Annotated in this window: 21 protein-coding genes and 2 tRNA genes; 7 read left to right on the top strand and 16 right to left on the bottom strand. The window is 62.1% G+C overall.

Going from position 1 to position 23,426, the window contains the following annotated elements:
* Window positions 1–83: 83 nt before the first annotated feature.
* Window positions 84–1,553: a glutamate--tRNA ligase gene (gene gltX, locus VES88_14285; protein ID HYN82656.1), complete on the bottom strand. Its 1,470-nt coding sequence runs from the start codon at window positions 1,551–1,553 to the stop codon at window positions 84–86.
* Window positions 1,554–1,665: 112 nt separating this feature from the next.
* Window positions 1,666–1,754: transfer RNA gene (locus VES88_14280), tRNA-Ser, on the bottom strand.
* Window positions 1,755–1,824: 70 nt separating this feature from the next.
* On the opposite strand from VES88_14280, the gene VES88_14275 reads away from it, so the two are divergent.
* The gene (locus VES88_14275) at window positions 1,825–2,172 is read left to right on the top strand and encodes a hypothetical protein (GenBank protein HYN82655.1); all 348 of its coding nucleotides are present in this window, start codon (window positions 1,825–1,827) and stop codon (window positions 2,170–2,172) included.
* A gap of 48 nt (window positions 2,173–2,220) precedes the next feature.
* On the opposite strand, the gene VES88_14270 is transcribed toward VES88_14275, so the two are convergent.
* Entirely contained in the window at window positions 2,221–2,664 is a 444-nt protein-coding gene (locus VES88_14270; protein HYN82654.1) for a nuclear transport factor 2 family protein, read from the bottom strand.
* 28 nt (window positions 2,665–2,692) lie between these two features.
* Here VES88_14270 and VES88_14265 point away from each other — a divergent pair, with 28 nt between their 5' ends.
* Window positions 2,693–2,866, top strand: coding sequence for a hypothetical protein (locus tag VES88_14265; GenBank protein ID HYN82653.1), 174 nt, complete (start codon window positions 2,693–2,695; stop codon window positions 2,864–2,866).
* Window positions 2,867–3,094: 228 nt separating this feature from the next.
* The gene (locus VES88_14260; GenBank protein ID HYN82652.1) at window positions 3,095–3,427 is read left to right on the top strand and encodes a hypothetical protein; all 333 of its coding nucleotides are present in this window, start codon (window positions 3,095–3,097) and stop codon (window positions 3,425–3,427) included.
* Window positions 3,428–3,443: 16 nt separating this feature from the next.
* Here VES88_14260 and VES88_14255 read toward each other — a convergent pair whose 3' ends face one another.
* Complete coding sequence (locus VES88_14255; GenBank protein ID HYN82651.1) at window positions 3,444–4,394, bottom strand: c-type cytochrome; 951 nt, start codon at window positions 4,392–4,394, stop codon at window positions 3,444–3,446.
* A 98-nt stretch (window positions 4,395–4,492) separates the two neighbouring features.
* Here VES88_14255 and VES88_14250 point away from each other — a divergent pair, with 98 nt between their 5' ends.
* Together VES88_14250 and VES88_14245 are read left to right on the top strand one after the other, a co-directional pair.
* Window positions 4,493–6,436 carry a GMC family oxidoreductase gene (locus VES88_14250; GenBank protein HYN82650.1) on the top strand — a complete coding sequence of 648 codons (1,944 nt, stop codon included), beginning with the start codon at window positions 4,493–4,495 and terminating at the stop codon, window positions 6,434–6,436.
* A 31-nt stretch (window positions 6,437–6,467) separates the two neighbouring features.
* Window positions 6,468–6,767 carry a PqqD family protein gene (locus tag VES88_14245; protein ID HYN82649.1) on the top strand — a complete coding sequence of 100 codons (300 nt, stop codon included), beginning with the start codon at window positions 6,468–6,470 and terminating at the stop codon, window positions 6,765–6,767.
* Between the two features lie 463 nt (window positions 6,768–7,230).
* On the opposite strand, the gene VES88_14240 is transcribed toward VES88_14245, so the two are convergent.
* A tRNA-Ser gene (locus tag VES88_14240) sits at window positions 7,231–7,314 on the bottom strand.
* 275 nt (window positions 7,315–7,589) lie between these two features.
* Here VES88_14240 and VES88_14235 point away from each other — a divergent pair.
* Window positions 7,590–8,831, top strand: a complete 1,242-nt coding sequence (locus VES88_14235) for a nucleoside permease (protein HYN82648.1) — start codon at window positions 7,590–7,592, stop codon at window positions 8,829–8,831.
* A 9-nt stretch (window positions 8,832–8,840) separates the two neighbouring features.
* Window positions 8,841–9,707: a polysaccharide deacetylase family protein gene (locus tag VES88_14230; protein ID HYN82647.1), complete on the top strand. Its 867-nt coding sequence runs from the start codon at window positions 8,841–8,843 to the stop codon at window positions 9,705–9,707.
* On the opposite strand, the gene VES88_14225 is transcribed toward VES88_14230, so the two are convergent.
* The 11 genes from VES88_14225 to VES88_14175 form a co-directional block, all read right to left on the bottom strand.
* A complete protein-coding gene (locus tag VES88_14225; protein HYN82646.1) occupies window positions 9,611–10,852 on the bottom strand; it encodes a Gfo/Idh/MocA family oxidoreductase in 1,242 nt (413 codons plus the stop codon). The genes VES88_14230 and VES88_14225 overlap by 97 nt on opposite strands.
* On the bottom strand, window positions 10,849–11,502 hold the full coding sequence (locus tag VES88_14220; protein ID HYN82645.1) for a gluconate 2-dehydrogenase subunit 3 family protein: 654 nt from the start codon (window positions 11,500–11,502) through the stop codon (window positions 10,849–10,851). The genes VES88_14225 and VES88_14220 overlap by 4 nt, the downstream gene beginning before the upstream one ends.
* Window positions 11,499–13,196 (bottom strand): GMC family oxidoreductase, encoded by a 1,698-nt coding sequence (locus VES88_14215; protein HYN82644.1) that lies wholly within the window; start codon window positions 13,194–13,196, stop codon window positions 11,499–11,501. The genes VES88_14220 and VES88_14215 overlap by 4 nt, the downstream gene beginning before the upstream one ends.
* Window positions 13,193–14,053, bottom strand: coding sequence for a sugar phosphate isomerase/epimerase (locus tag VES88_14210; GenBank protein ID HYN82643.1), 861 nt, complete (start codon window positions 14,051–14,053; stop codon window positions 13,193–13,195). The genes VES88_14215 and VES88_14210 overlap by 4 nt, the downstream gene beginning before the upstream one ends.
* Before the next feature lie 36 nt (window positions 14,054–14,089).
* On the bottom strand, window positions 14,090–15,253 hold the full coding sequence (locus tag VES88_14205; GenBank protein ID HYN82642.1) for an FAD-dependent oxidoreductase: 1,164 nt from the start codon (window positions 15,251–15,253) through the stop codon (window positions 14,090–14,092).
* 16 nt (window positions 15,254–15,269) lie between these two features.
* Window positions 15,270–16,802 carry a bifunctional phosphoribosylaminoimidazolecarboxamide formyltransferase/IMP cyclohydrolase gene (purH, locus tag VES88_14200; GenBank protein HYN82641.1) on the bottom strand — a complete coding sequence of 511 codons (1,533 nt, stop codon included), beginning with the start codon at window positions 16,800–16,802 and terminating at the stop codon, window positions 15,270–15,272.
* 1 nt (window position 16,803) lies between these two features.
* Entirely contained in the window at window positions 16,804–17,400 is a 597-nt protein-coding gene (gene purN, locus VES88_14195) for a phosphoribosylglycinamide formyltransferase (protein ID HYN82640.1), read from the bottom strand.
* Window positions 17,401–17,485: 85 nt separating this feature from the next.
* The gene (locus VES88_14190; protein ID HYN82639.1) at window positions 17,486–18,031 is read right to left on the bottom strand and encodes an HAD family hydrolase; all 546 of its coding nucleotides are present in this window, start codon (window positions 18,029–18,031) and stop codon (window positions 17,486–17,488) included.
* Window positions 18,028–19,380, bottom strand: a complete 1,353-nt coding sequence (selA, locus tag VES88_14185; protein HYN82638.1) for an L-seryl-tRNA(Sec) selenium transferase — start codon at window positions 19,378–19,380, stop codon at window positions 18,028–18,030. Before selA ends, VES88_14190 begins: the two co-directional genes overlap by 4 nt.
* Complete coding sequence (locus tag VES88_14180) at window positions 19,377–20,579, bottom strand: Ig-like domain-containing protein (GenBank protein ID HYN82637.1); 1,203 nt, start codon at window positions 20,577–20,579, stop codon at window positions 19,377–19,379. Before VES88_14180 ends, selA begins: the two co-directional genes overlap by 4 nt.
* Complete coding sequence (locus VES88_14175) at window positions 20,567–23,392, bottom strand: valine--tRNA ligase (GenBank protein HYN82636.1); 2,826 nt, start codon at window positions 23,390–23,392, stop codon at window positions 20,567–20,569. Before VES88_14175 ends, VES88_14180 begins: the two co-directional genes overlap by 13 nt.
* Window positions 23,393–23,426: the final 34 nt, after the last annotated feature.

Genomic DNA, 23,426 nt, shown 5'->3' with positions numbered 1-23,426 from the left:
GCAACGCCCCGAGGGCACTTGGCCACGGGGCACCGCGTTCATGGGATAATCTGGTGTTTTCGTCCTATTGCGTCAACATGATTTTAGTGCGGATTTTTCGCGTCGAGCCAGATGAGGGCGTCAGCAACGCGCTTGAGGGCGAGGTCGCGGCCCATCGCAACCAGGACTTCAAAGATCCCGGGACTGACGGTAAGCCCCGTTAGCGCGACTCGAAGCGGCTGAAAAACCTTGCCCGCCGCGATCCCTTTTGACTCGGCCAGGGACCGCAAAGCTGTCTCCAGCCCGTCCGGAACCCAATTCGGCGCGGATTTCAGCGTTTCCAGTACGCCTTTCAGGATTTCGGCTGCTCCGCCGATGTCCTTCCAGTTCTTTGCAACGGCCTCGGGATCGTACTCGATACGGTCCAGAAAATACGGCCCTGCCTGCCGCACGATGTCGTCGATCGTGCGGGCGCGCACGCGCAGGAGGTCCAACAGACTGAGATACCATTCCCGCCGCGCCGCGAGCGTTGAGTCATCGGCGAGGCCGGCCGCGACGATCGCCGGCGTCACCCGCGGCTCGAGCTCGGCCAATGGAGTGATGGACAAATGCTGCCCGTTCATCCACTCGAGCTTTTTCGGATCGAAGATCGCCGCTTTTTTCTGCAACCCGTCCGGCGTGAAGAGCTCGATCATCTCGGGCATTGTCATGATCTCGCGGTCGCCACCTGGAGACCACCCGAGGAGCGCGAGGAAGTTGAGCATCGCCGACGGCAGGAGGCCCTGGTGCTGGTAGTCGCCCACCGCGGTCGCGCCATGCCGCTTGCTCAGCTTCTTCCCGTCCATCCCGTGGATCATCGGGAGGTGAGCGAACGTCGGGAGCGCCTCGCCGAGCGCCCTGTACAGGAGGATTTGCTTCGGGGTGTTCGAGATGTGGTCGTCACCGCGCATGACGACGTCGATTCCCATCGCGATGTCGTCGGAGACGACGGCAAGATTGTAGATGGGGGTCGCGTTCGATCTGAGTATCACGAAATCGTCGAGGTCCTTGTTGGGAAACGCAATCCGCTCGTGGACGAGATCATCCCATTCAGTCGTGCCCTCCGGGATTCGAAAGCGGACGACGAACGGATCGCCGCGGTCGAGTCTCTCGTGGATCTGCTCGGGCGTCAGCCGATCGCAGCGGCGATCGTACTTGAACGCCTCCTTGCCCGATGCGCTGGCGCGCCTGCGCTCCTCCAGCTCCTCAGGCGTGCAGAAGCAGCGGTACGCGGCCGCTGACTCGAGCATCCGCAGAGCGTCGGCGCGATGGCGCTCGAGATTCGCGCCCTGGTAGACGACCTCCTCGTCCCAGTCGAGGCCGAGCCACTGCATTCCTTCGAAGATTGCGCGCGTGCTCTCGTCGGTGCTGCGGGCCTTGTCGGTGTCCTCTATGCGAAGAAGGAATTTGCCGCCGTTGTGCCGGGCGTAGAGCCAGTTGAAAAGCGCAGTCCGTGCGCCGCCCACGTGCAGATAGCCGGTGGGCGAGGGGGCGAATCGGAGACGTGGCTGCTTCGAAGATGAAAGCTGGGTCATTGTGCCGTGAAAACTGAGGACGACAAGCTACCCGCTCGACGCTACCCGCAGTCCGCCGCGCGAAAGAAAAAACGGGCCCGCCCCTCGTGGCGCGGACCCCGAACGATCGGAACGGAGAGAGAGGGATTCGAACCCTCGATACGCGTTTCCACGTATGCCGGTTTAGCAAACCGGTGCCTTCAGCCTCTCGGCCATCTCTCCGGGAGGTGTCGGAACTTAGACGTTTTACAGGGCGGACTCAATGGCATGAATTTCGCCTTTTGCCGCAACCATGAAGTACCGCGTTTTCGACGATTATCTGGGGCGGCGCTGGGAGGTCTGGCAGACGAATCCGTCCGACGCAGACAGGCGCGCGAAACAGCGACGTGAGGTTCCGGATCGCCGTCGGGCAACGCGGGCGGAGTCACCCGAGAGGCGTCACGAACGCGACCGGCGGGTTGAGGCGATGGCCCGCTTCCCCGGCATCCCGCCGCTCGAAAGTGGATGGCTTTGCTTCGAGCGCGAGGGGGAAGGAGAGAGGAAACGCCTCGCTCCGGTGCCCGAAGCGTGGGAAAGCGCGGACGACATGACGCTTGCCGCGCTGTGCAACTTTGCGAGCGAGGAAATCCGCCGCTGGTGAGTTACCTCCGACGGCGAGTTAACTCGAAGGTGAGGCACCGCCGACACATCACTTCGGCTTGAGCTCCCAGAGGACGTTTACGATCACCCAGCGTCCTCTCCATTTCGCGATCTGCAGATAATCCACCCAGTCCGATGCGTCGACACGGACTGACGCAGCGTTCCTGAAGATGTCGAGTATGCGAACCTCGTCACGCCGATCGGCCTGCGGCGTCAGCGTTCCTCCGCCGTTCCGCGTCCCTTGAACCAGCGTCATCGCGCTCTGCTGGTCCAGTCTGAAATTTCCGTTGGTGTCAGTGCGCACGATTCGCTTCGCCAGCTCCGGATGAAGCGCCCGCTCCATGCGGGCTGCATCGCCCGCGTACCAGCCCTGGATGTAATCGAGAGCAGCTTGACGAATTGCCGATGAATCGGCTTGTGTCTGAGCCGAAGCGGCGGGTACCATCCAACAATAAATCAGGAAAGCGGATGCTGCGGCGTTTGAGATCTTCATTTGACGAGTGGGGAAGAAGTTTCCATCGGTGACGCTATTTGATCCGCTCGAAAACGAGCCACGAATCTCCCGCAAGCTAAGTGATGCGGCCCGCCGCATCCTCGCGGAAAGCCGCTGGTCCGCCGCGGCCGCTCACACGCCTGAAGAGCAGCGGCGACACCTCGACAAGCGGCTCGGGGTTGCCGGTGATCGATATCGTTGAAGCGGCTTCGTGTGAGTGTTACGCCGCGATAAAGCGCCGAGAGAAGCTGCTTTCAATCGAATAGCAGCGCCGCAAATAGTACGCTGCAAGACAATCTTGTTTTCTTTGAATCGCCGCGTCCTCCAATCAGAAAAATACTATTGTTTATCGTATTGCACTGATGTATGGTTGCCAATACATATGCCAGGTTCAGTGGGACGTCTGACACCATTGTCCACGAGTGGAGCGATGTCATCTCCGGCGAGAGATTACGACAGCCACGCGCCAGTTTTCACATCGGGCGATCGCATCGCTGCTCCACCCAACGCGGTCGAGCTCCTTCGCGAATCGATCAAGGCGCGGAAGGATGGCAGAGCGCTCGACGAAAAGATTCGCAGCGCGGCCGCGCTCATCTCCGACGAAGCACGTCGCACCGACGCAATCCCTGAGCTGCTTGTCGTCTCAGTCAAAGAGCTTTGTCACTCGCTCCCCGAATACGAGACAATCCGCGGTGCGCGCGAGCGCGACGCTTTTGTGAGCGCCGTCGTCACACTCGCGATCGAGGAGTACTACCGGGGCTGATCTCGCGGCAGCGGATTTATTTTTTTCCGGCTGGCACGGCTGTCGCCGCATTCTTCCGAGCCGCAAGAGTCGGATAGGCAACATCCGGTGGCGCTCCGCCGTGCGGCCAATCGAACTCCTTGTCGCGAAAGTCGGGACGCGGACGCGTATTGATGTACGTCGCGAGATCGAAGGCCTGCTGCGGAGTGAGACTTCCTGGCCGGTCGCGAGGCATCACCTGGCGTATGTAAGCGGCAGCTGTTCTCACGCGCGCCATTCCCGCGCCGATGTTGTATGAGCGAGGGCCCCAGAGCGGAGGTGCAGCCATGGAGCCGTTTCCGTCGGCGCCATGGCACGCAGCACATCTCGTAGCGAAAATCTCCCGGCCGCGAGCCGAATCGCCGGTCAGAGGCTCGAGTTTCGGCACAGATTCGCCTTCCATCTCTCTCCCCGGCGGATAGCCACGAGACAGGAACGCGATATACGTCACCATGTCGCGCATGTCGGGGCCTTTCATGTCCAGCGCCTTCCCGTTCATGCTGCGCTCGAAGCAGTCGTTGATTCGATCCTCTAGAAGATCGACGTGTCCGCTGCGCGCTCTGTATTGCGGAAACCGCGAGTACGCACCGACGAGCGGCATCGCATTGGCCACTGTTCCATCGCCTGCGTGGCAGCTGGCGCATGCCAGTGCTGCCCGGACGTTTCGCGGCAGGCTGTCGCGCGTATTGTGAATCAGAGCCCGGCCACGGCGTATCGAGGCGAGAGTGACCGAATCCTTGATCTCCGTCTCGGACGGAACGCGAAACGGCAAAGCCGACGTGTCGGAGACTTGCGGCTTGCCTTCGTCCGCGGCTGCGCGCGGCGGCTCTGGCGCGTCGCGGCATGCTGCCGAGGCGAGAAGCGCGAGAGCGCAAAAAACCAGAACGTTCTTGTTTCGCCGAAGCATGTAGCGAGTTGCCCGTTGCACGTTGCCTGTTGGTCGCTTCATTGTAGGAGGCGGACAAGGAGGCCGCAACTGTGGTTTCTTTTCGGACGCTCGGCAAGGGCAGTCACGCTTCAGCGCTCACACGCTGTGAGCGAGCGACATTGGCGGCTGTTTGCGACACGCTTTTTCCGCGCCTGCCCGATTCGCCGGGAGCTCTGAGCCTGTCCGTTCCCGAACGGATCGAAGAAACCCTCGCGGTCATCGGACGCAGCGAGCGCGACGGCCTTCGCCTTCTACTTCGCCTCCTCGACCGCCGCATAGTGATGCTTCTGCTCTCGGGTCGACCGGTGAGCTTCAATGCGCTGAGCCAGGCGCAGCGGGAGCGGATACTCCGCAGAATGTCCGTGAGTCTCGCGCCGAAGCTCCGCAGCGGGTTTCAGGGACTGTTTCGCCTGTCCGCATTCCACTGTTACAGTGCGATCGAGGACGGGAATGGAAATCCCCTTTGGCCCTCCATCGGCTACACCCCGTCTCGCAACCCGCCTGCCGCACGGTCGCCGCTTGCACCGCGTCGCATGGAAGCGCCGGCCCGCCTCGAGTGTGATGTCTGCATCATCGGCGCAGGAGCCGGGGGAAGTGTGGCAGCCGCGGTTCTCGCATCGCGCGGCCACAAGGTCCTTGTGCTGGAAGCGGGCAGCGACTGGCAGAGCGAGCAGTTCGATCAGCGCGAGGCAATTGGCACGCGTGAGCTCTATCTCGATCGGGCAACGACGACGACGAGCGACCTGAGCATTGCCTTGTTCGCTGGCTCAGGCATCGGCGGCGGGACGACCGTAAACTGGCAGTCCTGTTTTCGGACGCCGGACGCTATTCTCGAGGAGTGGTCCGACAGTTCCGGGTGCAGCCACTTCAGCGGCGAGAGCTTCGGCAAGTCGCTCGACAATGTCTGGGGCCGTCTGGCGGTGAGCCGTGCCGAGAGCCGACTGAATCCGAACAACGCGATTCTCGACCGCGGCTGTTCGGCGCTCGGCTACAGGTCATCGCGGATCGCCAGAAACTCACTTGGCTGCGATCTGACTCAGTGCGGCAATTGTGTCTACGGGTGTCGTCACGGCGGAAAGCAGACCGCGGCCGTGACATTCCTTCGGGATGCACAGGAGACAGGCAATCTTTCCCTGGTTGGGCGGTGCAGGGCGGATCGCCTCATCGTGACCAACGGTCGGGTGTCGGGCGTATCGGCAACGGCGGTCAGCGCTGCTGGAGCTGCGCAGCACTCGGTCACGGTGAACGCCAGAGTCGTCGTCGTGGCGTGCGGCGCTTTGCACACCCCCGCGCTCCTGATGCGCTCCGGCATCGAGCTGCCCGAGCTTGGCCGAAATCTTTTCATACATCCAACGACGGGTGTGACTGGCGTTTTCGATCAACTGATCGAGGCGTGGAAAGGTCCTCCGCAGACTGTGGTATGCGATGAATTTGCCGAGCTGCGAGGGAGCTACGGCTATAGAATAGAAACTGCGGTGGCGCACCCGGGACTGCTGGCCGCGGCCACTCCCTGGCTTGGCGCGGTGCACCATCGTCAGACAATGCAAGAGGTCGCACACCGTGCACTTCTGATCGTTCTCGTTCGCGACCGCGCCAGCGGACGCGTGAGCATCGACGCGGACGGCCGCCCCAGAATACGGTACCGGCCCCGGCGTCTGGAGCGGCAGATGCTGCGCCACGGGATGGCGACTGCCGCGCGGATCCTCGACGCGGCGGGCGCAAAGAGCATCTCCACGGTGCACGTGAGGCCACTCGGCACGGAGCGTGTAGCGAATACCGATGCGACAATTCCTCAGCAGATCGATCAGCTTTGTCGCAGCATTTCAACGGCGCCTGTGGGAAGGAACAGAATGCACCTGTTCAGCGCGCATCAGATGGGGACCTGCCGGATGGGGCGGGACGGTCGCTCCGCGGTATGCGACGCGAACGGTGAAGTCTTCGGAGTTCGCGGTCTGTTCATCGGTGATGCCAGCGCATTCCCATTGTCGTCGGGAGTAAATCCTATGATTACGGTCATGGCGATGGCGCATCACACGGCTCGCAGGATTGCGGACACATGGTAGGTTTCGTTGCAGCGGACCACGATTGGAATCGATGACGGCATCAGACATGGCCGGTTCCGCACGCGATTTGTTCCGTCGCTCGTCCGATGTGGACGAAACACGCGTAGGTGATCGCGTTGTTCTCTACCACGTGCGGGACGGAGGAGCTTTTGTGCTCAATCCAACGGCGTCGCTCCTTTGGGGGCGACTCGCAACGCCGTGCGGGATTGGCGATCTCGCCGCTCAGCTTCGCGGCGCGTTCCCTGCGCTCCCTGAACAGCGCGCGATCGCGGATGCGCAAGCCTGCATGACTGAGCTCCAGGGAAACGGGCTGGTCGTGGCAGGAGGATGAAGAAGAAGGGAGCGAACGGGAGCGTCGCCCGTATGTCGGCTAAGTTGTCAGCGTCCTTTAGCTGAATTACAGAAGGCAGCCAGCATGCGCTCGTTCGCCCTTTTCCAATGTTCGGGAACCGGAGCCAAACGGCGCTTTTCTCCCTGCCTTTTGCCGCACGTTTTTCTTGGGTGCTGACTCGAGGTTTTTGAGGGGTGACGCCGGAGTTGATTCCGGAGCTTGATTCCGGGATCCTGATTGCGGAGTCTGACTCGGAAGCCCGATTCAGGAATCTGATTTAGGGCGCGAAGGGTAGCGAGAAAGCTTGGTACCGCCGGGACCGTAGATGTGCTTGCGGACGCGAAGGGCAAGCCACGCGGTGGTCGCCACGCCGGCGCCTACTTCCAGTGCGCGAAATATGGCGCTGCGTTTCTTGGCCTTCTTCGGGTGCCGGATCGCCTGAATCGCTTTATCGAATTTCATACGGAGGGAGAGGGACTCGAACCCCCAAGCGCTTGCGCGCGGCGGTTTTCAAGACCGCTGCCTTACCAATTAGGACTATCCCTCCAACACTCACAAAATTATTTGGTACGCAATACTTCCTCAACTACAACTACGGGCTGGGGCAGTCCGCAGTTTAGCTCGCAGGCGGCCAGTTTAATCCGCAGCCGCAGCGATTCCGCAGCCGCAGCGATTCCGCAGTCCGCAGTTTAATCCGCAGACCGCAGTGTGGTACCGCAGTCCGCAGTGTACTGCCGCAGTCCGCAGTCCGGTCGTGATTGGCCCTGAATTCCCCTCGCCTCTACATTTTGCAGCGCCATTTCGAAAACCGGGGTGATCCAGATGAGCGCTCGCACCAAGCTTTCGGTGATGATGTTCCTGCAGTACTTCGTCTGGGGCGCGTGGTACGTGACGATGGGCACCTATCTTGGCACCACTCTGAAGTTCGACGGAACGCAGATCGGACTCGCCTACGGGAGCACGGCTATCGCGGCGATGGTGTCTCCCTTCTTCGTGGGAATGATCGCCGATCGGTTCTTCCCGACCCAGCGGATCATCGCACTCCTCCACATTGCCGGCGCCGTCGTCCTGTATCTCGTCTCGACGATGACGACATTCGGGCGCTTCTATCCGGTGCTGATTCTGTACGCTCTCCTGTTCATGCCGACGCTGGCGCTCACGAACTCGATCTCCTTCGACAACATGAAGGATTCGGCAAAAGAGTTTCCGAGAGTCCGGGTACTCGGCACCATCGGCTGGATCGTGGCGGGGATCATCGTAGGCCAGCTGGGCTGGGAAGCAACGTCGTTGCCGATGAAATTGGCCGCGGGCGCCTCGCTCCTTCTCGGCGTCTACTCCCTGGCACTGCCGCACACTCCGCCTCACGCCGCGGGAAAGCCGCTCAGCGTACGGGACGTTCTCGGGCTCGACGCGCTGTCGCTGCTCAAGGATCGCTCGTTTGCGACGTTCGTCGTCGGCTCGTTCTTCCTTTGCATCCCTCTCCAGTTCTACTACGCCTTTACGAACCTCTTCCTGAATGAGACGGGGCTTCCGGCCGCGGCGACGAAGATGACGCTCGGCCAGATGTCCGAGATCGGATTCATGCTGCTGCTGCCGTGGGCTCTGCTCAAGATGGGCGTGAAGACGATAATGCTCGTGGGCATGGCGGCGTGGAGCGTCCGCTACTTCATGTTTGCGCTCGGAGATACCGGCTCACTGGTCTGGATGCTCTACCTCGGAATTCTGCTTCACGGCATCTGTTACGATTTCTTCTTCGTAACCGGGCAGATCTATGTCGATCAGGCCGCCAGCGTGAGGGTTCGAGCCGCTGCGCAGGGGCTGCTCGCGTTCATAACGCTTGGCGTCGGACTGTACATCGGATCGTGGGCTTCAGGACGCGTCGTCGATGCGTATGCGACGATCGGCGCGAATGGAGTTGCGACGCACGACTGGCGCTCGATCTGGATGGTCCCCGCGATAGGGGCCGCCGTGATCCTGGTCATCTTTGCGCTGCTCTTCCGTCCCACTCCGGCTGCGCGTGTCGAGCCGGTGGGCAAAGTCGTGCCGGAGCCATTACCGCTGTAGTTGTAGCTGGTGCCTCGGCGTAAACGGATCGTGCGCAGGCAGGTCGTCCGCACGCTGTGGATCGCGGGCGCGTTTTTGTTCCTGTCGCAGCTCGTCTACTGGACTGAGCCCGCCGCTGCGTTCGCGGTGGCCGAGAGGCTCGCTCCCAACGTTGTCTGGCGGATTGCAACAGACAAACCATTCGCCGCGCTCTCGTTCGACGACGGGCCGGATCCGACATACACACCGCGCGTCCTGGCAATCCTGAAAAGCCACGGCGCCCACGCGACCTTCTTTCTAATCGGTGATCGCGCCCGATCGCATCCCCAGCTAGTTCAGCGAATCAAAGCGGAAGGGCATGAGGTTGGAAATCATTACGTCATGGATGCGTCCACGCTGTGCCATGGCGATTCGACCTTTCTCGGTCACCTCGATCGGGCCGAGCTGGCGATCGGAATTCCGGGGCCGAAAAAACTGTTTCGTCCACCGGGGGGAATTGCGCGACCTGGACAGATTCGGCTCGCCCGGCAACGTGGATACACGACGGTTCTCGGAAATGCCTATCCGCACGATCCCCTTCGTCCACCAGTGCGTTACATCCGTTGGCTCGTCGACAAGAATCTTGGCCCTGGCGCTATCGTCATTCTGCACGATGGGATACGCGATCCGAGTCGCAGCATCGAAGCACTCCCGGACATTCTGGCGGCCGGCAAGCAGAAAGGGCTGCAGTTCGTGTCGATCGGAACGCTCATGAAGCTGAGCGAAGATTCCGAGCTATCGGAGAAGCAGCTCGGTGGTCTTCAGGGTTTCCACTTTCCCTTCGCCACGTCCGGCACGAACGAATCCAGGCCGCGCGGCGGGAAGTCGAGAGTCTTGCCTTTCGCGGCGCTCATGTAGGCCGTCATGAGAATCCGCATCACCTCGACGCCGTCCTCGAATGTCAGCATCGGCTTCTCATCGTTGAGGAAGGCGCGGACGAAATGCCGGTTCTCGCCCTCGTATCCGTAGGCCGCCGCTTCCTCGGCAACGACAGGCATCAAGCCCATCTCCGCGTTCTGCTTCTCGACGAGATCCTCACCCGATTTTCCTTTCACTTCGCGGCTGAAGAAAAGCTTGAGGCCGCTGTCGAGAGTATTCCATGACAGCGAGTACTCCGGGCCGAGCAGCTCGGCGGACAGCCGAAGTCCCGCGCCGACGAAGCTCCATGAGGTGGTCACTTCGCCAATCATGCGCTCGCCGCTGTCGGCTTCGTACTCGATCATCGCACGCGCAAAATCTTCAGACGGCCGTCGCCGATAGTCGATCTCCTTTCCCATCGCCTTCGAGAGGCGCTTGGCGTACTCCGGTCTCGACCACTTGAGCGAAGCGACATGTCCGGTGATGCGAACCGGCCGGACCGACGACCGCGCTGCTCCCGGAGCTGTGAGCAGGTGGCGGACGAGCTCAACCGAATGACACATCATGTCGTTCAGAACGCCGCCACCCTGTAGAGTGCCCTGCCAGAACCACGGCATGTGCGGTCCGCTGTGCTCTTCGGCAGCGCGCGCCAGGTACGGTCTGCCCGTGAGCGCGGCACCTCTCGCCCAGATAAGCTCCTTGCCGCGTGTTACCTCTGGCGAAAAGAGCTGATTCTCGAGGTAGCCGGTGTTGAGTCCGACGCTGGCGGCGAGGCGCGCAACCTTCTTTGCCTCTGTGACGTTGCGTGCCAGCGGCTTCTCGCACGCAAGCCCGCGCAAAGTTCCTGCGCGGTCTGCAATTGCCGAGACAATTTCCTCCATGTTCGAAATGCGCGCTTGATTGGGGCCGCAGAGCCAGATCGCATCTATTCGCGGATCGGCGACCATCTCGCGGATGGACGAATAAGCTTTTGCTTCGCCGACCTCGAGGTTCCGTGCGAGCTCAGCGGTTGCTGCTGCGTTCTTTTTGTTCGGGCTCCAGACGCCCAGCACGTCGGCGTCACGAACGCCGGTGAATGACTGAATGTGGAAGCGCGCGTTGAATCCGCTTCCAACGATCCCGACTCCCAGGCGAGCGCCGTTCACTCGACGGGGACGCGCGTTTTCATCTCGTTGCCGGTAACTCCGAGTTTTGCGAGGGCTGCAGGCGGACACCCCGACCACCCGGGATTGAAGACGTTCCCCACGTAGCGAACGTCCTTCCAGCCCATCTCGCTCGAAAAGAATCCGCCGGCGGTGAGGTCACGGAAGCGATTGAAGAACGCGACACCGTGACTCATCTCTGGTCTCGCCTTCTTCGGCCAGGCGATGTCGTCGAGCACCCGCCGGCGCTGAGCGTCGGTAGAGTTCACGAAGTTCTTTCCGTATCGCTCGATGCACTCGAAGTCGAGCCATCCAAGTCCGCCGCGCATTGCTATTCTGGTCGACTCGGAGGCGTCCTTGTCGGCCATGAGGAAATCGATGTACTCTGGCACCTTCGCTTCGGTAGCACTCCCCGACCGCTCATCGCGCGGGATGATGTAGTCGGCGAGCATTCTCACCGTTTTCCATTCGCTCGCCTTGAAGAACTTCGGCGTGTAGGTGTCGGGCGCCGCAGCCAGATCGGCCATCGCGCGCGTTGCGCGTGCCGTCTGCGGAGCCGAAAGATCGAAGGTAAAAGCGAATGGAATGAGCGCGAGCGCCTTTACTGCCTCGCGGCGATCGAGCGTTGTTTTTGTTCGGGCGGGAGCGGTCATAAAGCTCTCTTCTTGACCTGATCGGCGATGTAATCCGAGGTTCGCCACGCAAGCGCCATTATCGTCCACGTCGGATTCTTGTCCGCCTGTGAGACGAACGGCCCACCGTCCGCGACGAACAGGTTCTTCACGTCGTGCGCCTGGCAGTTCTCGTTGACCACTGAAGTCTTCGGATCACTCCCCATGCGGGTACCGCCGAGCTCGTGGATGATCTGCCCGCCGGTTGCGATCGCGTAGTCCTGTTCCTTCGTGGGCATTGGGCTGAACGTCTGCCCCCCCATCTCCGAGATCAGAGCGCGGAATGTCTGTTGCATGTGGCGGACCTGGTTCAGCTCGTAGTCGGTCCACTGCCAGTGGAAGCGCAGAACCGGAATGCCAAATCGGTCGACAACATTGGGATCGATCTCGGCGTAGCTGTGGTCGTTGGGGATCATCTCTCCCCGACCCGACAATCCAATCGTCGCCCCGTAGTACCGCCGGTAGTCGGCCTTCAGCTGCTTGCCGTATCCGCCGCCCGACGGGTAGCGCTGGATTCCGCCCATGAATCCCGCGCCGGGCGCGCGAATTCCTCCCCACACTTCAATATGGTATCCGCGGGGAAAATCGAGCTTCTTGTTGTTCAGCCACCACGGCATGTAGAGGTGCATGCCTCCCGCGCCGTCTTCGTTGTGCGTGACGTGGTTCTCCATCGCGGGGATGTACCCTGCGACGTCGGTCCCCGTCGTATCGGTGATGTATTTGCCGACCGTGCCGCTCGAATTGGCGAGCCCCTGCGGAAACTTCGGCGTTTTGGAATTGAGAAGGATGCGCGAGGATTCGAGCGCGCTGGCCGCCAGAACGACGACGCGCGCGCGCACCTGCAGCTCCTCTCCATTCAGCCTGTTGACGTACGAGACACCGGTCGCCTTTCCATCAGGCCCGACGACCACTTCGCGCACCATTGCATTCGTGAGCAGTGTGAGCTTTCCCGTCGCCTGCGCAGGTGCGATGAAAACGTCAGGGCTGGAAAAATTCGATCTCGTGGTGCATCCGCGATCGCACTGGCCGCAGTAATGGCACGCCGGTCTTCCGTTCAGTGGCTGTGTAATGACTGACCTTCGAGCCGGGATGCAGGTGATCCTCAGCTTGTCGCTCGCTTTCTTGACGAGCAGCTCGTAGCAGCGCGGCGCCGGCGGCGGATGAAAGATTCCGTCGGGCTCGTTGCGGATGCCCTCCTTGCTGCCGTAGATCCCGACGAGGCGATCGACGCGGTCGAAGTAGGGCGCTACGTCTTCATAGCCGATAGGCCAGTCGTCTCCGATTCCATCAAGGCTCCTGCGCTTGAAGTCGTCAGGCCCGAACCGAAGAGAAATTCTTCCCCAGTGATTCGTGCGCCCGCCGAGCATACGCGCGCGCCACCAGAGGAAGCGGGAGCCAGTTGCAACTGTGTAGGGCTCGCCTTCAATCTCCCAGCCACCGTCGCAGGCGTCGAACTCGCCGAAGGGACGAAGCTTCGTCGCCGCGCCGCGTCGGGGACTGGCGTAGTTCGGAATGAGCATCTTGCCGTCGCGCGATCCGTACCACGGCCCTCCGGCCTCGAGCAGGATTACATCCGCGCCGGCTTTGGTGAGCGCGTAGGCAGCCATTCCTCCGCCGGCCCCCGAGCCAACGATGCACACGTCGTAAGTCTTACGCGGAGGAGCAAGCTGCGTCATGCGTCGAGTGTTCTCAAATACCGGTAGCTGTTGCTGATAAACGCGAAGGCATCACCTGGCTGGTCGTGCTCCACGAAAATATGCTTCGTGCCGGCAATGCCGCGGCGCGCGAGAACTGCTCGCCACGGGATCGCGCCCTTGCCGACGTCCACCATCTTTCCCGCTGCGTCCCTGTCCTTGATGTGAAGCAACGGGAAGCGTCCAGGATACCGCGTGAAGTAGGCGAGAGCGTCGTGCCCTCCGTTCGTTATCCAGAAGACGTCCAGCTCCATCACAACCAGCTTGGGGTCCGTCTCCTCGAGCAGGAGGTCGTACGCAAGCCGGCCCTGAAGCTTCTTGAACTCGAAATCATGATTGTGGTAGCCGAACTGAAGGCCCGCCGACTTCGCGCGCTCACCGGCCTTGTTGAACAGCTCCGCAACCTGCTTGTACCCGTCGAGCGTCCGCTGCTTTTCATCGATCCACGGGCAGATGACGTACCGGTTTCCAATTACCAGCGCATCCTCGATCGTCTTGTCCCATTCCTTGCCGAGAACAGGGAAGCCCACGTGCGACGCGGGCGACGTCAGGCCGTACTGGCGGAGCAGGTTGCGCACGGTTCTTGGCGAGTTTCCGAAGTAGCCGGCGAATTCCACTTCCTTGTAGCCAATTCGAGCCACTCGGGCCAGCGTCCGGGCGAAGTTCTTCTGCATCTCGTCGCGAACCGTGTAGAGCTGCAGCCCGATCCTGCTGAGCTTTTTTCCCGCCGCAGTGTTTGCAGCTGATTCCGCGGGCAGTGTGGACGATGCGAGCAGGCCTCCCACGGCACCGACGAATCCGCGCCGTGTCATATCGGTGTCAAGAATAGGCTTTTTCATGGTGCGAAACTACACCAGAAATCTTCCGTGCGCATCTCAGAGGAGCTCCGTAGACACGTTCGGCGCCCTCTCCGAAAAACGCGTGGGCCGGAGCGCGCTCACGTCGAGTGACGACGCAACGCCGTCGCAGATGAACTCCGCGAGCAGCTGCCCGATCGCCGGAGCGTGCATCACGCCGTGCCCCGAGGATCCGTTCGCGAGGAAAAGATTGTCGCACCACGGTGCGGGACCTAGAATCGCGTGCCTGTCCGGCGACATCTCGTAGTACCCCGCGTAGCACGCGTGTCGATCGAGACGGAGATCTGCGAGGGCAGGGACGCGCCCGACCGCCTCCACGAGGACCGAGTCGAGCCAATCGTCATCCACGCCGCTTTCGAGTGAATTATCGCTCGCCTCGGGAGTAGGACTGACCAGCATCACTCTCCCATTCCGTACCCGGAGGTGAAAGCCGCTCTCGACGAAGATCGTCATCGGCATCGACGAAGGAAGTAGATCGGTTGCCTCGCTCAGAGCGACCTGACGTTTGAGTGGCTTCACGGCAAGCTCACCGCGGTCACCGCATGGAAGCATACCTGCCCACGCCCCCGCCGCGTTGACCACGGCATCGACTGACACGGGACCTCGAGACGTCTTCAAATGGCGAGTGTTGCGCTTCGTTTCAATCAGTATCTCGCTCACTTCCACGTCCCATTCGAACTTCACCCCAAGGCGCGTCGCCGCATCGATGTAACCATTGAGCATCTGCATTGGCGAGATGAAGCCGTCGGTTGGGCACCAGGCGCCCCCGATGACGGCATTCAAGTCAACCGCGGGATTGATTGTTCCGATCTCTTCGGCGTCTATCTCGGCGGCTTCAGTGAGGCCGGCGGAATGCTGGATGGCCACTGCCGCCCGCAGCGCGTCCATGGCCGTGGGCGTGCTCGCTATCCACAGATAACCCGCCTGCACGTACCCAGGATCGGCTCCGATCTCGTCAGCGAACTGGCGCAGTTTTTCGCGCGCGAGCAATGACAGTCGCACGTTGACGCCGGTCGCGAATTGCGCGCGAAACCCGCCGGTCGCCTTGCCGGTACTGCCCTCGCCGGGCTCGCGTCCACGGTCGAGCACGAGGATATCCCGGACGCCCCGTTTTGCCAGATGGTACGCGATGCTTGCGCCAATCACTCCACCGCCTACGACCGCGACCGCCGCGCGCTTCACGTTCGCCGCGTGCGACCTAGTGTCGGAACTGCCTCTGGCCGGTGAAAACCATGGCGATGTCGTGCTCGTCGGCCGCGGCAATTACGTCTGCGTCGCGAACCGAGCCGCCCGGCTGGACGATCGCCGTTATTCCCGCGTCCGCTGCCTGATCGACGCCGTCACGGAACGGGAAGAACGCATCGGAGCCAAGCACTGCGCCGCGAGTGTCATGCCCGGCGAGTCCTGCCTTGTGCACCGAGAGAAACGCTGCGTCGACGCGTGACATCTGTCCGGCTCCGATTCCAATCGTCGCGCCGTCACGGGCAAGGAGAATTGCGTTCGACTTCACGCTTCCCACCGCGCGCCACGCGAACATCAGGTTTTTTCGCTCCTCGTCCGTCGGCTGCCTTCTCGTGACGACCGTCCATGCCGAGAGCTCGGCAGGCGGAACTGCCCGCTCCTGAAGGAGCATTCCCCCTCGGACGCGCTTGTAGTCGAGCGCGTGCTTCCCCCACTCGGCCCGGCCCTCGAGAACGCGGAGATTCTGTTTCCGACCGAGGATCTCGAGAGCTTCCGCGCTGAATGACGGTGCCACGAGGCACTCGACGAAGAGACTCGATATCGCCTCCGCAGTTTCGGCATCGACTGGAACCGTGAACGAGATGACCGATCCAAATGCCGAAGCGGGGTCGCACGCAAGCGCTTTCCGGTACGCGTCGAGCGCCGACTCTCCGGTGGCGAGGCCGCACGGCGTTGTATGCTTTATGATTGCGCAGCAGATCTCGTCCTCGAACGGATCAGTTGCCAGCAGTGCGCCCTCGAGGTCGAGCAGGTTGTTGAACGAGAGCTCTTTTCCGCCCTTCTGCGTCAGACCCGCCAGACCGTTGCCCGGCCGCTCCGTATAGAAGGCGGCGCGCTGCCCGGGATTCTCGCCGTAACGAAGCGTCTGTCGCCGCGCGAGGGAGAGCGTGAGGCGGTCGGGAAAATCGTCCAGGCGCTCGCAGGCAAACCACTTCGCGATGGCTGCGTCGTACGCCGCTGTGTGAGCGAACACTTTCTCCGCGAGGAGACGGCGCAGATCCAGGTCGTCGTCGTTCGCCTCGAGTCCGGCGAGCACTCGCGTGTAGTCCGCTGGATCGACCACCACCGTCACGGCCGCGAAGTTCTTTGCGGCCGAGCGCAGCATCGACGGCCCCCCGATGTCGATGTTCTCGATGACCTCTTCCGCGGCTACACCCTCACGCGAAGAGACTGCCTGGAAAGGATACAGGTTCACAGCCAGAAGCGAGATCGGCTCGATCCCCTTATCGGTGAGCGCACTCATGTGCTCGGCCAGGTCGCGCCGCGCAAGCAGTCCCCCATGAACGGCGGGATGAAGTGTCTTGACGCGGCCCTCGAGCATTTCAGGAAAGCCAGTGAGCTCGCTGACCTCACGCACCGTCAGGCCTGCGTTGCGCAGTGCCTTCGCCGTACCGCCGGTGGATGCGAGTGACCAGCCGAGGCGAGCGAGCCCCTGAGCAAATTCTACGAGGCCGGTCTTGTCGGATACCGAGAGGAGTGCGAGTGGCATCTCAGAAATTCGCCGCGAGTCCAGCGTTGCTCAGCGCAGCTACCATGTCCACGACGCGTGGATACACGATGTGCTCCGCCGAAAGAACGCGCTCGGCGAGCGATTCAGCCGTGTCGTCGATCTTCACCCGCACACGCCATTGTGCGATGACAGGACCGTGATCGTATTCGTCGTCGACGAAATGGATTGTGAGTCCCGTGCTCGTCGCGCCCGACGCGAGGACGGCGGCGTGCACTCGGGACCCGTACATGCCAGGCCCGCCAAAATCGGGGAGAAGTCCCGGATGGATGTTGATGATCCGTCCGTGATAGCGGCGGATCACATCCTCCGGAATGTGCTTGAGATAGCCGGCGAGCACGATGAGATCCGCGGCCGCTTCATGGAGCAGCGCGAGGAGTGCGGCGCCATCGTCGGTTGCGTCAAATACCTCGAATGGAATTCCCGCCGCGCGAGCGCGCTCGAGCGCCCGGGATTTTTCCCGGTTGGAAGCGACGAGCACGATGGTGCCCGCCGGATTGGGGATACTCGCGAAGTGGTCGAGAATTGCCTGGAGGTTCGTTCCCCCGCCCGACGCGAGGACGGCGATGCGTGCGGCCATGCGCGATTTTACCGCGCGATCAAGCTCTCAGGAAGAGCCGTGACTCATGATTTACGGTCTTGACAGCGATTCGTGGCGATGTCCGTTAATTCGTGCACAGATACCAGTCGAGTGGAAGCGAGAGAGACTCCGCAACACGGGCCGATTCGTGAGCGCGCGCGATCTCGTCGCCCGGCGTTGTGGGTATGGGGACGAGAACGCCCTTTGCCCCGAAGCTCATTGCCGGCTCGATGTCGCGAAAGCGATCCCCGATGAAAAGTGCATTCCGTAAGTCGATACCCAGGTCCTCGGCAGCTCTTTCGAAGAGAAGTGTGCCGGGCTTCCTGCACCGGCAACCCTCTTCGGGAGCATGAGGGCAATAGTAAGTTGCGTCGATGCGCGCGCCTCGCTCGGCCAGAAGCAAGTTGAGCCGCTGTTCGGTTCGCTCATAATCGGCGAGCGAGAAATATCCGCGACCGATGCCTGATTGATTCGTCACGATCACAGCCGGGACGAGGGCTGCATTGATTCGAGCGATCGCCTCCGCTGCTCCGTCGAGCAGCTCCACCTGCTCGGGTCGCGACAGGTAGCTCACGTCCTTGATGATGGTCCCATCGCGGTCCAGAAAAACGGCGCTGGGAAGAGCGTTCACGCCAGCGCGCGAAGGATTGCGGACGTGAGCCGCGAGTCGTGTGCCGCCGGAACGCTGCGCATGTCCAGAATTAGCCGGTCGTCGGCAATTCTTCCGATTACCGGAGGACTGCCGGACCGAAGCTTCTGCTCCAGCGCGGTGGCATCGCCGTTGATAGTCACGGCCGCGGAAGGAATCTCGCGGGTCGGAAAAGCGCCCGCGCCGACACTCGCGCGGCTCGGCACGACTTCGGCGTCAATGTTCGAGTCCCGCAGCGCGCGAGCGAGCGTCGAGGCTCGCTCGCGCACTTCCGCTACCGGCGCGGTGATCATCGCCAGCGTCGGGATCGCGGCGAGAGCACGCTCGGGATCGCGGTACAGCTGAAGCGTCGCGCCAAGTGCGGCAATTGTCATCTTGTCGACGCGCAACGCCCTTGCGAACGGGTCCTTTTTCAGTCGCGCAATCGCGTGCGCCTTCCCGACGATAATTCCTGCCTGCGGCCCGCCGAGCAGCTTGTCACCGCTCATCGTGACGACGGTGGCGCCCGCCGTCAGCGCGGCGTGTGCCGTAGGCTCACCCGAGAGTCCGAATTCATCGAGCGGAATGATCAGGCCGCTGCCCAGGTCATGAATGATGGGAATGTCGTGCTCGCCTGCCACGGGTACGAGGTCGCTCACGCCGACGTCCGCCACGAAGCCCTCGATCGTAAAGTTGCTGCGATGGATTTTCGCGATTGCACCCGTACGCGGGGTAATTGCGCGGACGTAGTCATCGAGGTGCGTCCGGTTCGTCGTGCCGACTTCCACCAGAGTGGCGCCGCTGCGGCCCATGATATCCGGAACGCGGAAGCTGCCGCCGATCTCTACCAGCTCCCCGCGTGAGACGATTACCTCGCGTCCGCGAGCAAGCGCGCTCAGCGTGAGGACCAGTGCCGCCGCGCAATTGTTCACGACGATTGCATCCTCAGCCCCGGTGAGCCCGCAAAGGAGCGACACGCAGTGTGAGTAGCGACTGCCGCGCCGGCCGGTATCGAGGTCGTACTCGAGGTTGCTGTAGCCTCCCGCGAGTGCGAGGACCGCATCGAGTGCAACATTAGCGAGCGGAGCCCGTCCCAGATTCGTGTGGAGCACGATCCCCGTGAGGTTGAATACAGGAGTCAGGGAGGGGAGGGCTGCCCTCTCGACTCGCTCGGCGATCGTTTCGAGAAGTCCGGGGCCGCCCTCGCCTGCAGCGCCTGCCCGCAGCTCGTCGAGCGTGTCACGAATCGCGTTTACGACCAGCGCTCGCGGATGCCGCTCGATGAGCGAACGCACCTCCTCGGTCTCGAGCAGCACGCTGACGCTCGGCAGACTTCTACGAGGATCGCTCATCGTCTGATCGGCGGCGGGGGCGGCGGGGGCGGCGGGGGCGGCGGCGGTGGAGGGGGAGGGGGAGGGGGAGTGACAGGGCGCGCCCCCGGAGCAGCGCCTGGAGGCTGGGCTGCCGGGGGTGGCGGTGGCGGCTCGACGATCACGACTCTGTCCGTCGTGAATGGAATGCCCTCCAATCCGCGCACACCGATCGTGCGAATGCGCAGCGTAGTTCGCGTTTTGATCGGTGTCCCGATGCGCACCACCAGGCTGGTGGAGGGAATGGCGCGCGAGGGTCGCCGTGCGGTGCCGGCGGTTGCGTCGGCGGGAAGCTCCGGTTTTGTAACGCTGATCACCGGAATGTCCACGGAATCAGCCCTTCTGATGCTGATCGACGACTGATTGAATTGCTGGTTGACGTCGATTGCGTGATCGAACAGCAGCTCCAGTGTAACGGAGTCTCTCAGGCCAACATTCGCCAGCCGTGCACCAACCGAGTCGTGAGGAAATGCAAACATCTCGACCCGAGCCGTGTCGGTGAGTGCGACCGTGACAGAATCCCACGCCTCTCGGGGATCGAGACCCCTGTTGCTGTTGTCATCTATGAATGCCCGCACCGAGTACCTGCCTGGCGCAACGTTTGAAACGAGAAACCTGCCTGTCGTGTCGGTCGCGGCGACGTACGCAATCGTGGTGTCCGCAACCGGCCGGACCTCCACGAATGCACGAGCAACAGCGTGACCGGTGAGCCAGTTGAAGACGGTGCCCGCAATTCTCGACTGCGGGATGTCCGCCCCAGTCGAGAAAACCAGGACTGCGCCAGCGTTGCGCACGTTGCCCCGCAGGTCGCTCATGCCGGGAAGCATCGTGATGGTGTACGCCGTGTTGCGCCGCCATCCGCGACTCGGGCGCACCGAAACCGCCTCGCGGTGCCAGTCCACATCGGGCGTTCCCTCGCGTGGCGAGATCAGAAACAACGCACTCAGCGAGGCCGCGCCGGTGGGGCGCTCGCTCACGACTTCATCGAAGCGGAAGATTGCGGCCTTCGGAGTTGTCGCTGTTGCTCCGCTGTCGGGTGCAATGTCAACCAGCTGCGGCGCGGCCGTGTCGACTGGACCTCCGGGCGGAATGCCTGGCGACGCACAAACCGCGAGAATGGCGATAAGTGTTGACGCAACGGCGACGAGACGAAACGGTCGATGGGCGGTCAGCTCCCGCAAAGAGCCCTCACCTTCTCTGCAAGCTGCTCTCGCCGCCGGCCCCAGTCGTGCTGCTTCTGACGTTCGGATCTGACGACCTCCGGTGGCGCCTTATCGGTAAAGCCCGGATTCTGCAATCGGGCCGCCAGAGAGTCGAGCTGCTTTGCAAGCTTGTCGAGCTCCGCTCTCGCCTTTGCGCATTCCCTGTCGATATCGATTACGCCGCCGAGTGGCACGAACAATCTCGATCCGCCGGCAAGCAGGATCACTGATCCTTTACCGCCAGCGTGAGTTCCCATGTCGGACATGTTGCCCGGCGGATACTCGACGATCTCGCAGCGGGCGAGCTGCTGAATCAGCTGCGCTTCTTCGAGAAGAATTCGAGAACCCTCTGCAGCAGATGCCGCCGCGCCGTATGCGGGCGGAAGGAGCTCGGCCTTAATCGTCTGGCCGGGCGGAATCGAGTATTCCGCGCGAAGTTGTCGCACCGCCATGATGGCCTCGCGCACCACCTCGAAGTCGGACTCCGCGGCGTAGGCAGAATTCGCCGTCGGCCAGCTCGCCGTAACAATCATCCCGCTGTCGCTGTCTGTGCTCGATGGCATCCGGCTCCAGAGTGCCTCCGTGATGAACGGCACAACCGGGTGGAGCAGCCGAAGCGAAGCGCCAAAGACCTCTGCAAGCACCGCTCGGGCGACCTCACGGTCTTCGCCCGAGCCGGCGAGACGCGGCTTCACTGCTTCGACGTACCAGTCCGCGAGCTCGTTCCAGACAAACTGCCGCGCCGACTCGACGAATTCGCTGAGCCTGACTCCCGCGCGCATTTCATCCGGCCTCCACACACCGTCGCGCGGGCGCGCAGGGCCGAGTGCGGCATCGCACTCACCGATCGCCTCGTTCAGCCTGTGCAGAATCCACCGGTCCGAGCGGGTCAGTCTCGACGGATCGAGATCGGAAATTTTCTTCACCGGTTCGTCGCCGGCGTTCGACAGCAGGAATCGACCGATGTTCCACAGCTTCGTGACGAAGTTGCGGCCTGGTGCGAATGACTTCTCCAGGTCGTTGGGGTCGAGCATGAGCTCCGCCCCCATGCCAAGTCCGGCGATGACCGTATAGCGGAGGGCATCGGCGCCGTATAGCGAAACAACGTCGAGAGGATCGATGCCGTTGCCAAGCGATTTGGACATCTTCACGTGCTGCATGTCGCGCACTGTGCCGTGCAGGTAGACCGTATGAAACGGCGTCTCACCCATGAAAGCGAAGCCGCCCATGATCATCCGCGACACCCAGAAGAAAAGAATCTCCGGCGCAGTGATGAGGTCGTCCGTCGGGTAGAACGCCTGCAGGTCCTTCGACGACTTGTCCGGCCAGCCGAGTGTGGAGAAAGGCCATAGCCAGGACGAGAACCACGTATCCAGCACGTCAGGGTCCTGCCTGACTGCGCCTCCACATTTCGGACACTTCTCAATATCGGTACGGCTCGCGGTGATCTCGCCGCACGCGTCGCAATACCAGATAGGAATGCGATGCCCCCACCACAGCTGCCGCGAGATATTCCAGTCGCGAATTCCAACGAGCCAGTTGATGTAGACGGCTTCCCACCGTTCAGGCAGGAACCGGATTCGTCCATCCGTCACCGCCGCGAGCGCAGGCTCCGCCAGCGGTTTCATCTTCACGAACCACTGATCGGAGAGGCGCGGCTCGACGACACTGTCGCACCGGTAACAGTGACGCACTCCGTGCGTGTACGGCTCGACTTTTTCCAGCTGACCGAGCGCGCGCAGCATTTCGACAACGCGCTCTCTCGCCTCGAACCGGTCCAGTCCGAGGAGTGACTCGGGCACTCGACTATCAGCATCGGCGCCGTTCTCCATTCGGCCGTCGGGCGAGAGGATCACCGGCATCGGGAGATCGTGACGCTTCCCGACCTCGAAATCGCTGGCGTCGTGGGCAGGAGTGATCTTGACTGCTCCGGTTCCAAACGTCGGATCCACGCCTTCCGCATCGGCGATTATCGGTATCTCGACGTTTGCGATCGGCAGCGTGGCTGTCGCACCAACGACGCCCTTGTAACGCTCATCCTCAGGATGCACAGCAATCGCAACATCGCCGAGCATCGTTTCGGGGCGTGTGGTGGCGACGCTGATCCACTCTGGACCGCTGGCACCGGCAGAGGCGTTCACGCGATACCGGACGTGATAAAGATGCCCGGCCTCCTCACTATGCTCAGCCTCTTCGTCACTCAGTGAAGTCAGGCATCGCGGGCACCAGTGAATGACTCTATGTCCGCGATATACCAGACCACGCTCGTACAGCTGAACGAACGCCTCGCGCACCGCTTCGCTGAGCGCCGGCGAAAGAGTGTACGCCGTTCGGCTCCAGTCGCACGACGCGCCGATCGCTCGGAGCTGCTGGAGAATCGTTCCACCGGTTTCACCGACCCACTCCGTGGTCCGCTCGATAAAAGCTTCGCGTCCGAGGTCGAATCTGGTTTTCCCCTCGGCGCCGAGCTGCTTCTCGATGACATTTTGTGTCGCGATACCTGCGTGATCGGTTCCCGGCACCCACAGAGCTTCGTCTCCGCACATCCGTCGCCAGCGGATGATCACGTCCTGCACGGTGTTGTTGAGACCGTGTCCCATGTGAAGAACCGCCGTCACATTGGGCGGCGGCATCACGATCACGAAAGGCTGGCGGTCACCTCCCGCTGGCTGCGATCGCTCCGCGTGCGCGGTGAAGACACCGGCTTCCTCCCACTCGCGATAAATCGCGCTCTCGTTGGCCGCCGGGTCGTACTGGGGTGAGAGCTCGGCGTTTTCCCGTGTAGCGGTCATGTCCAGCGCAAGTTAACCGCGCAATTTTGTGGTT

This window comes from Gemmatimonadaceae bacterium (assembly GCA_035633115.1).
Classification (GTDB): Bacteria; Gemmatimonadota; Gemmatimonadetes; order Gemmatimonadales; family Gemmatimonadaceae; genus UBA4720.
The sequence above is the reverse complement of the archived record's forward strand: the minus strand, read 5'-3'. Positions and strand labels throughout refer to the sequence as shown.

Bases quoted from the DNA above. Each gene is read 5' to 3' on its own strand.
- gltX (HYN82656.1), bottom strand. From the start codon at position 1,553: ATGACCCAGCTTTCATCTTCGAAGCAGCCACGTCTCCGATTCGCCCCC.
- VES88_14275 (HYN82655.1), top strand. From the start codon at position 1,825: ATGAAGTACCGCGTTTTCGACGATTATCTGGGGCGGCGCTGGGAGGTC.
- VES88_14270 (HYN82654.1), bottom strand. From the start codon at position 2,664: ATGAAGATCTCAAACGCCGCAGCATCCGCTTTCCTGATTTATTGTTGG.
- VES88_14260 (HYN82652.1), top strand. From the start codon at position 3,095: ATGTCATCTCCGGCGAGAGATTACGACAGCCACGCGCCAGTTTTCACA.
- VES88_14255 (HYN82651.1), bottom strand. From the start codon at position 4,394: ATGAAGCGACCAACAGGCAACGTGCAACGGGCAACTCGCTACATGCTT.
- VES88_14245 (HYN82649.1), top strand. From the start codon at position 6,468: ATGACGGCATCAGACATGGCCGGTTCCGCACGCGATTTGTTCCGTCGC.
- VES88_14235 (HYN82648.1), top strand. From the start codon at position 7,590: ATGAGCGCTCGCACCAAGCTTTCGGTGATGATGTTCCTGCAGTACTTC.
- VES88_14220 (HYN82645.1), bottom strand. From the start codon at position 11,502: ATGACCGCTCCCGCCCGAACAAAAACAACGCTCGATCGCCGCGAGGCA.
- VES88_14215 (HYN82644.1), bottom strand. From the start codon at position 13,196: ATGACGCAGCTTGCTCCTCCGCGTAAGACTTACGACGTGTGCATCGTT.
- VES88_14210 (HYN82643.1), bottom strand. From the start codon at position 14,053: ATGAAAAAGCCTATTCTTGACACCGATATGACACGGCGCGGATTCGTC.
- purH (HYN82641.1), bottom strand. From the start codon at position 16,802: ATGCCACTCGCACTCCTCTCGGTATCCGACAAGACCGGCCTCGTAGAA.
- purN (HYN82640.1), bottom strand. From the start codon at position 17,400: ATGGCCGCACGCATCGCCGTCCTCGCGTCGGGCGGGGGAACGAACCTC.
- selA (HYN82638.1), bottom strand. From the start codon at position 19,380: ATGAGCGATCCTCGTAGAAGTCTGCCGAGCGTCAGCGTGCTGCTCGAG.
- VES88_14175 (HYN82636.1), bottom strand. From the start codon at position 23,392: ATGACCGCTACACGGGAAAACGCCGAGCTCTCACCCCAGTACGACCCG.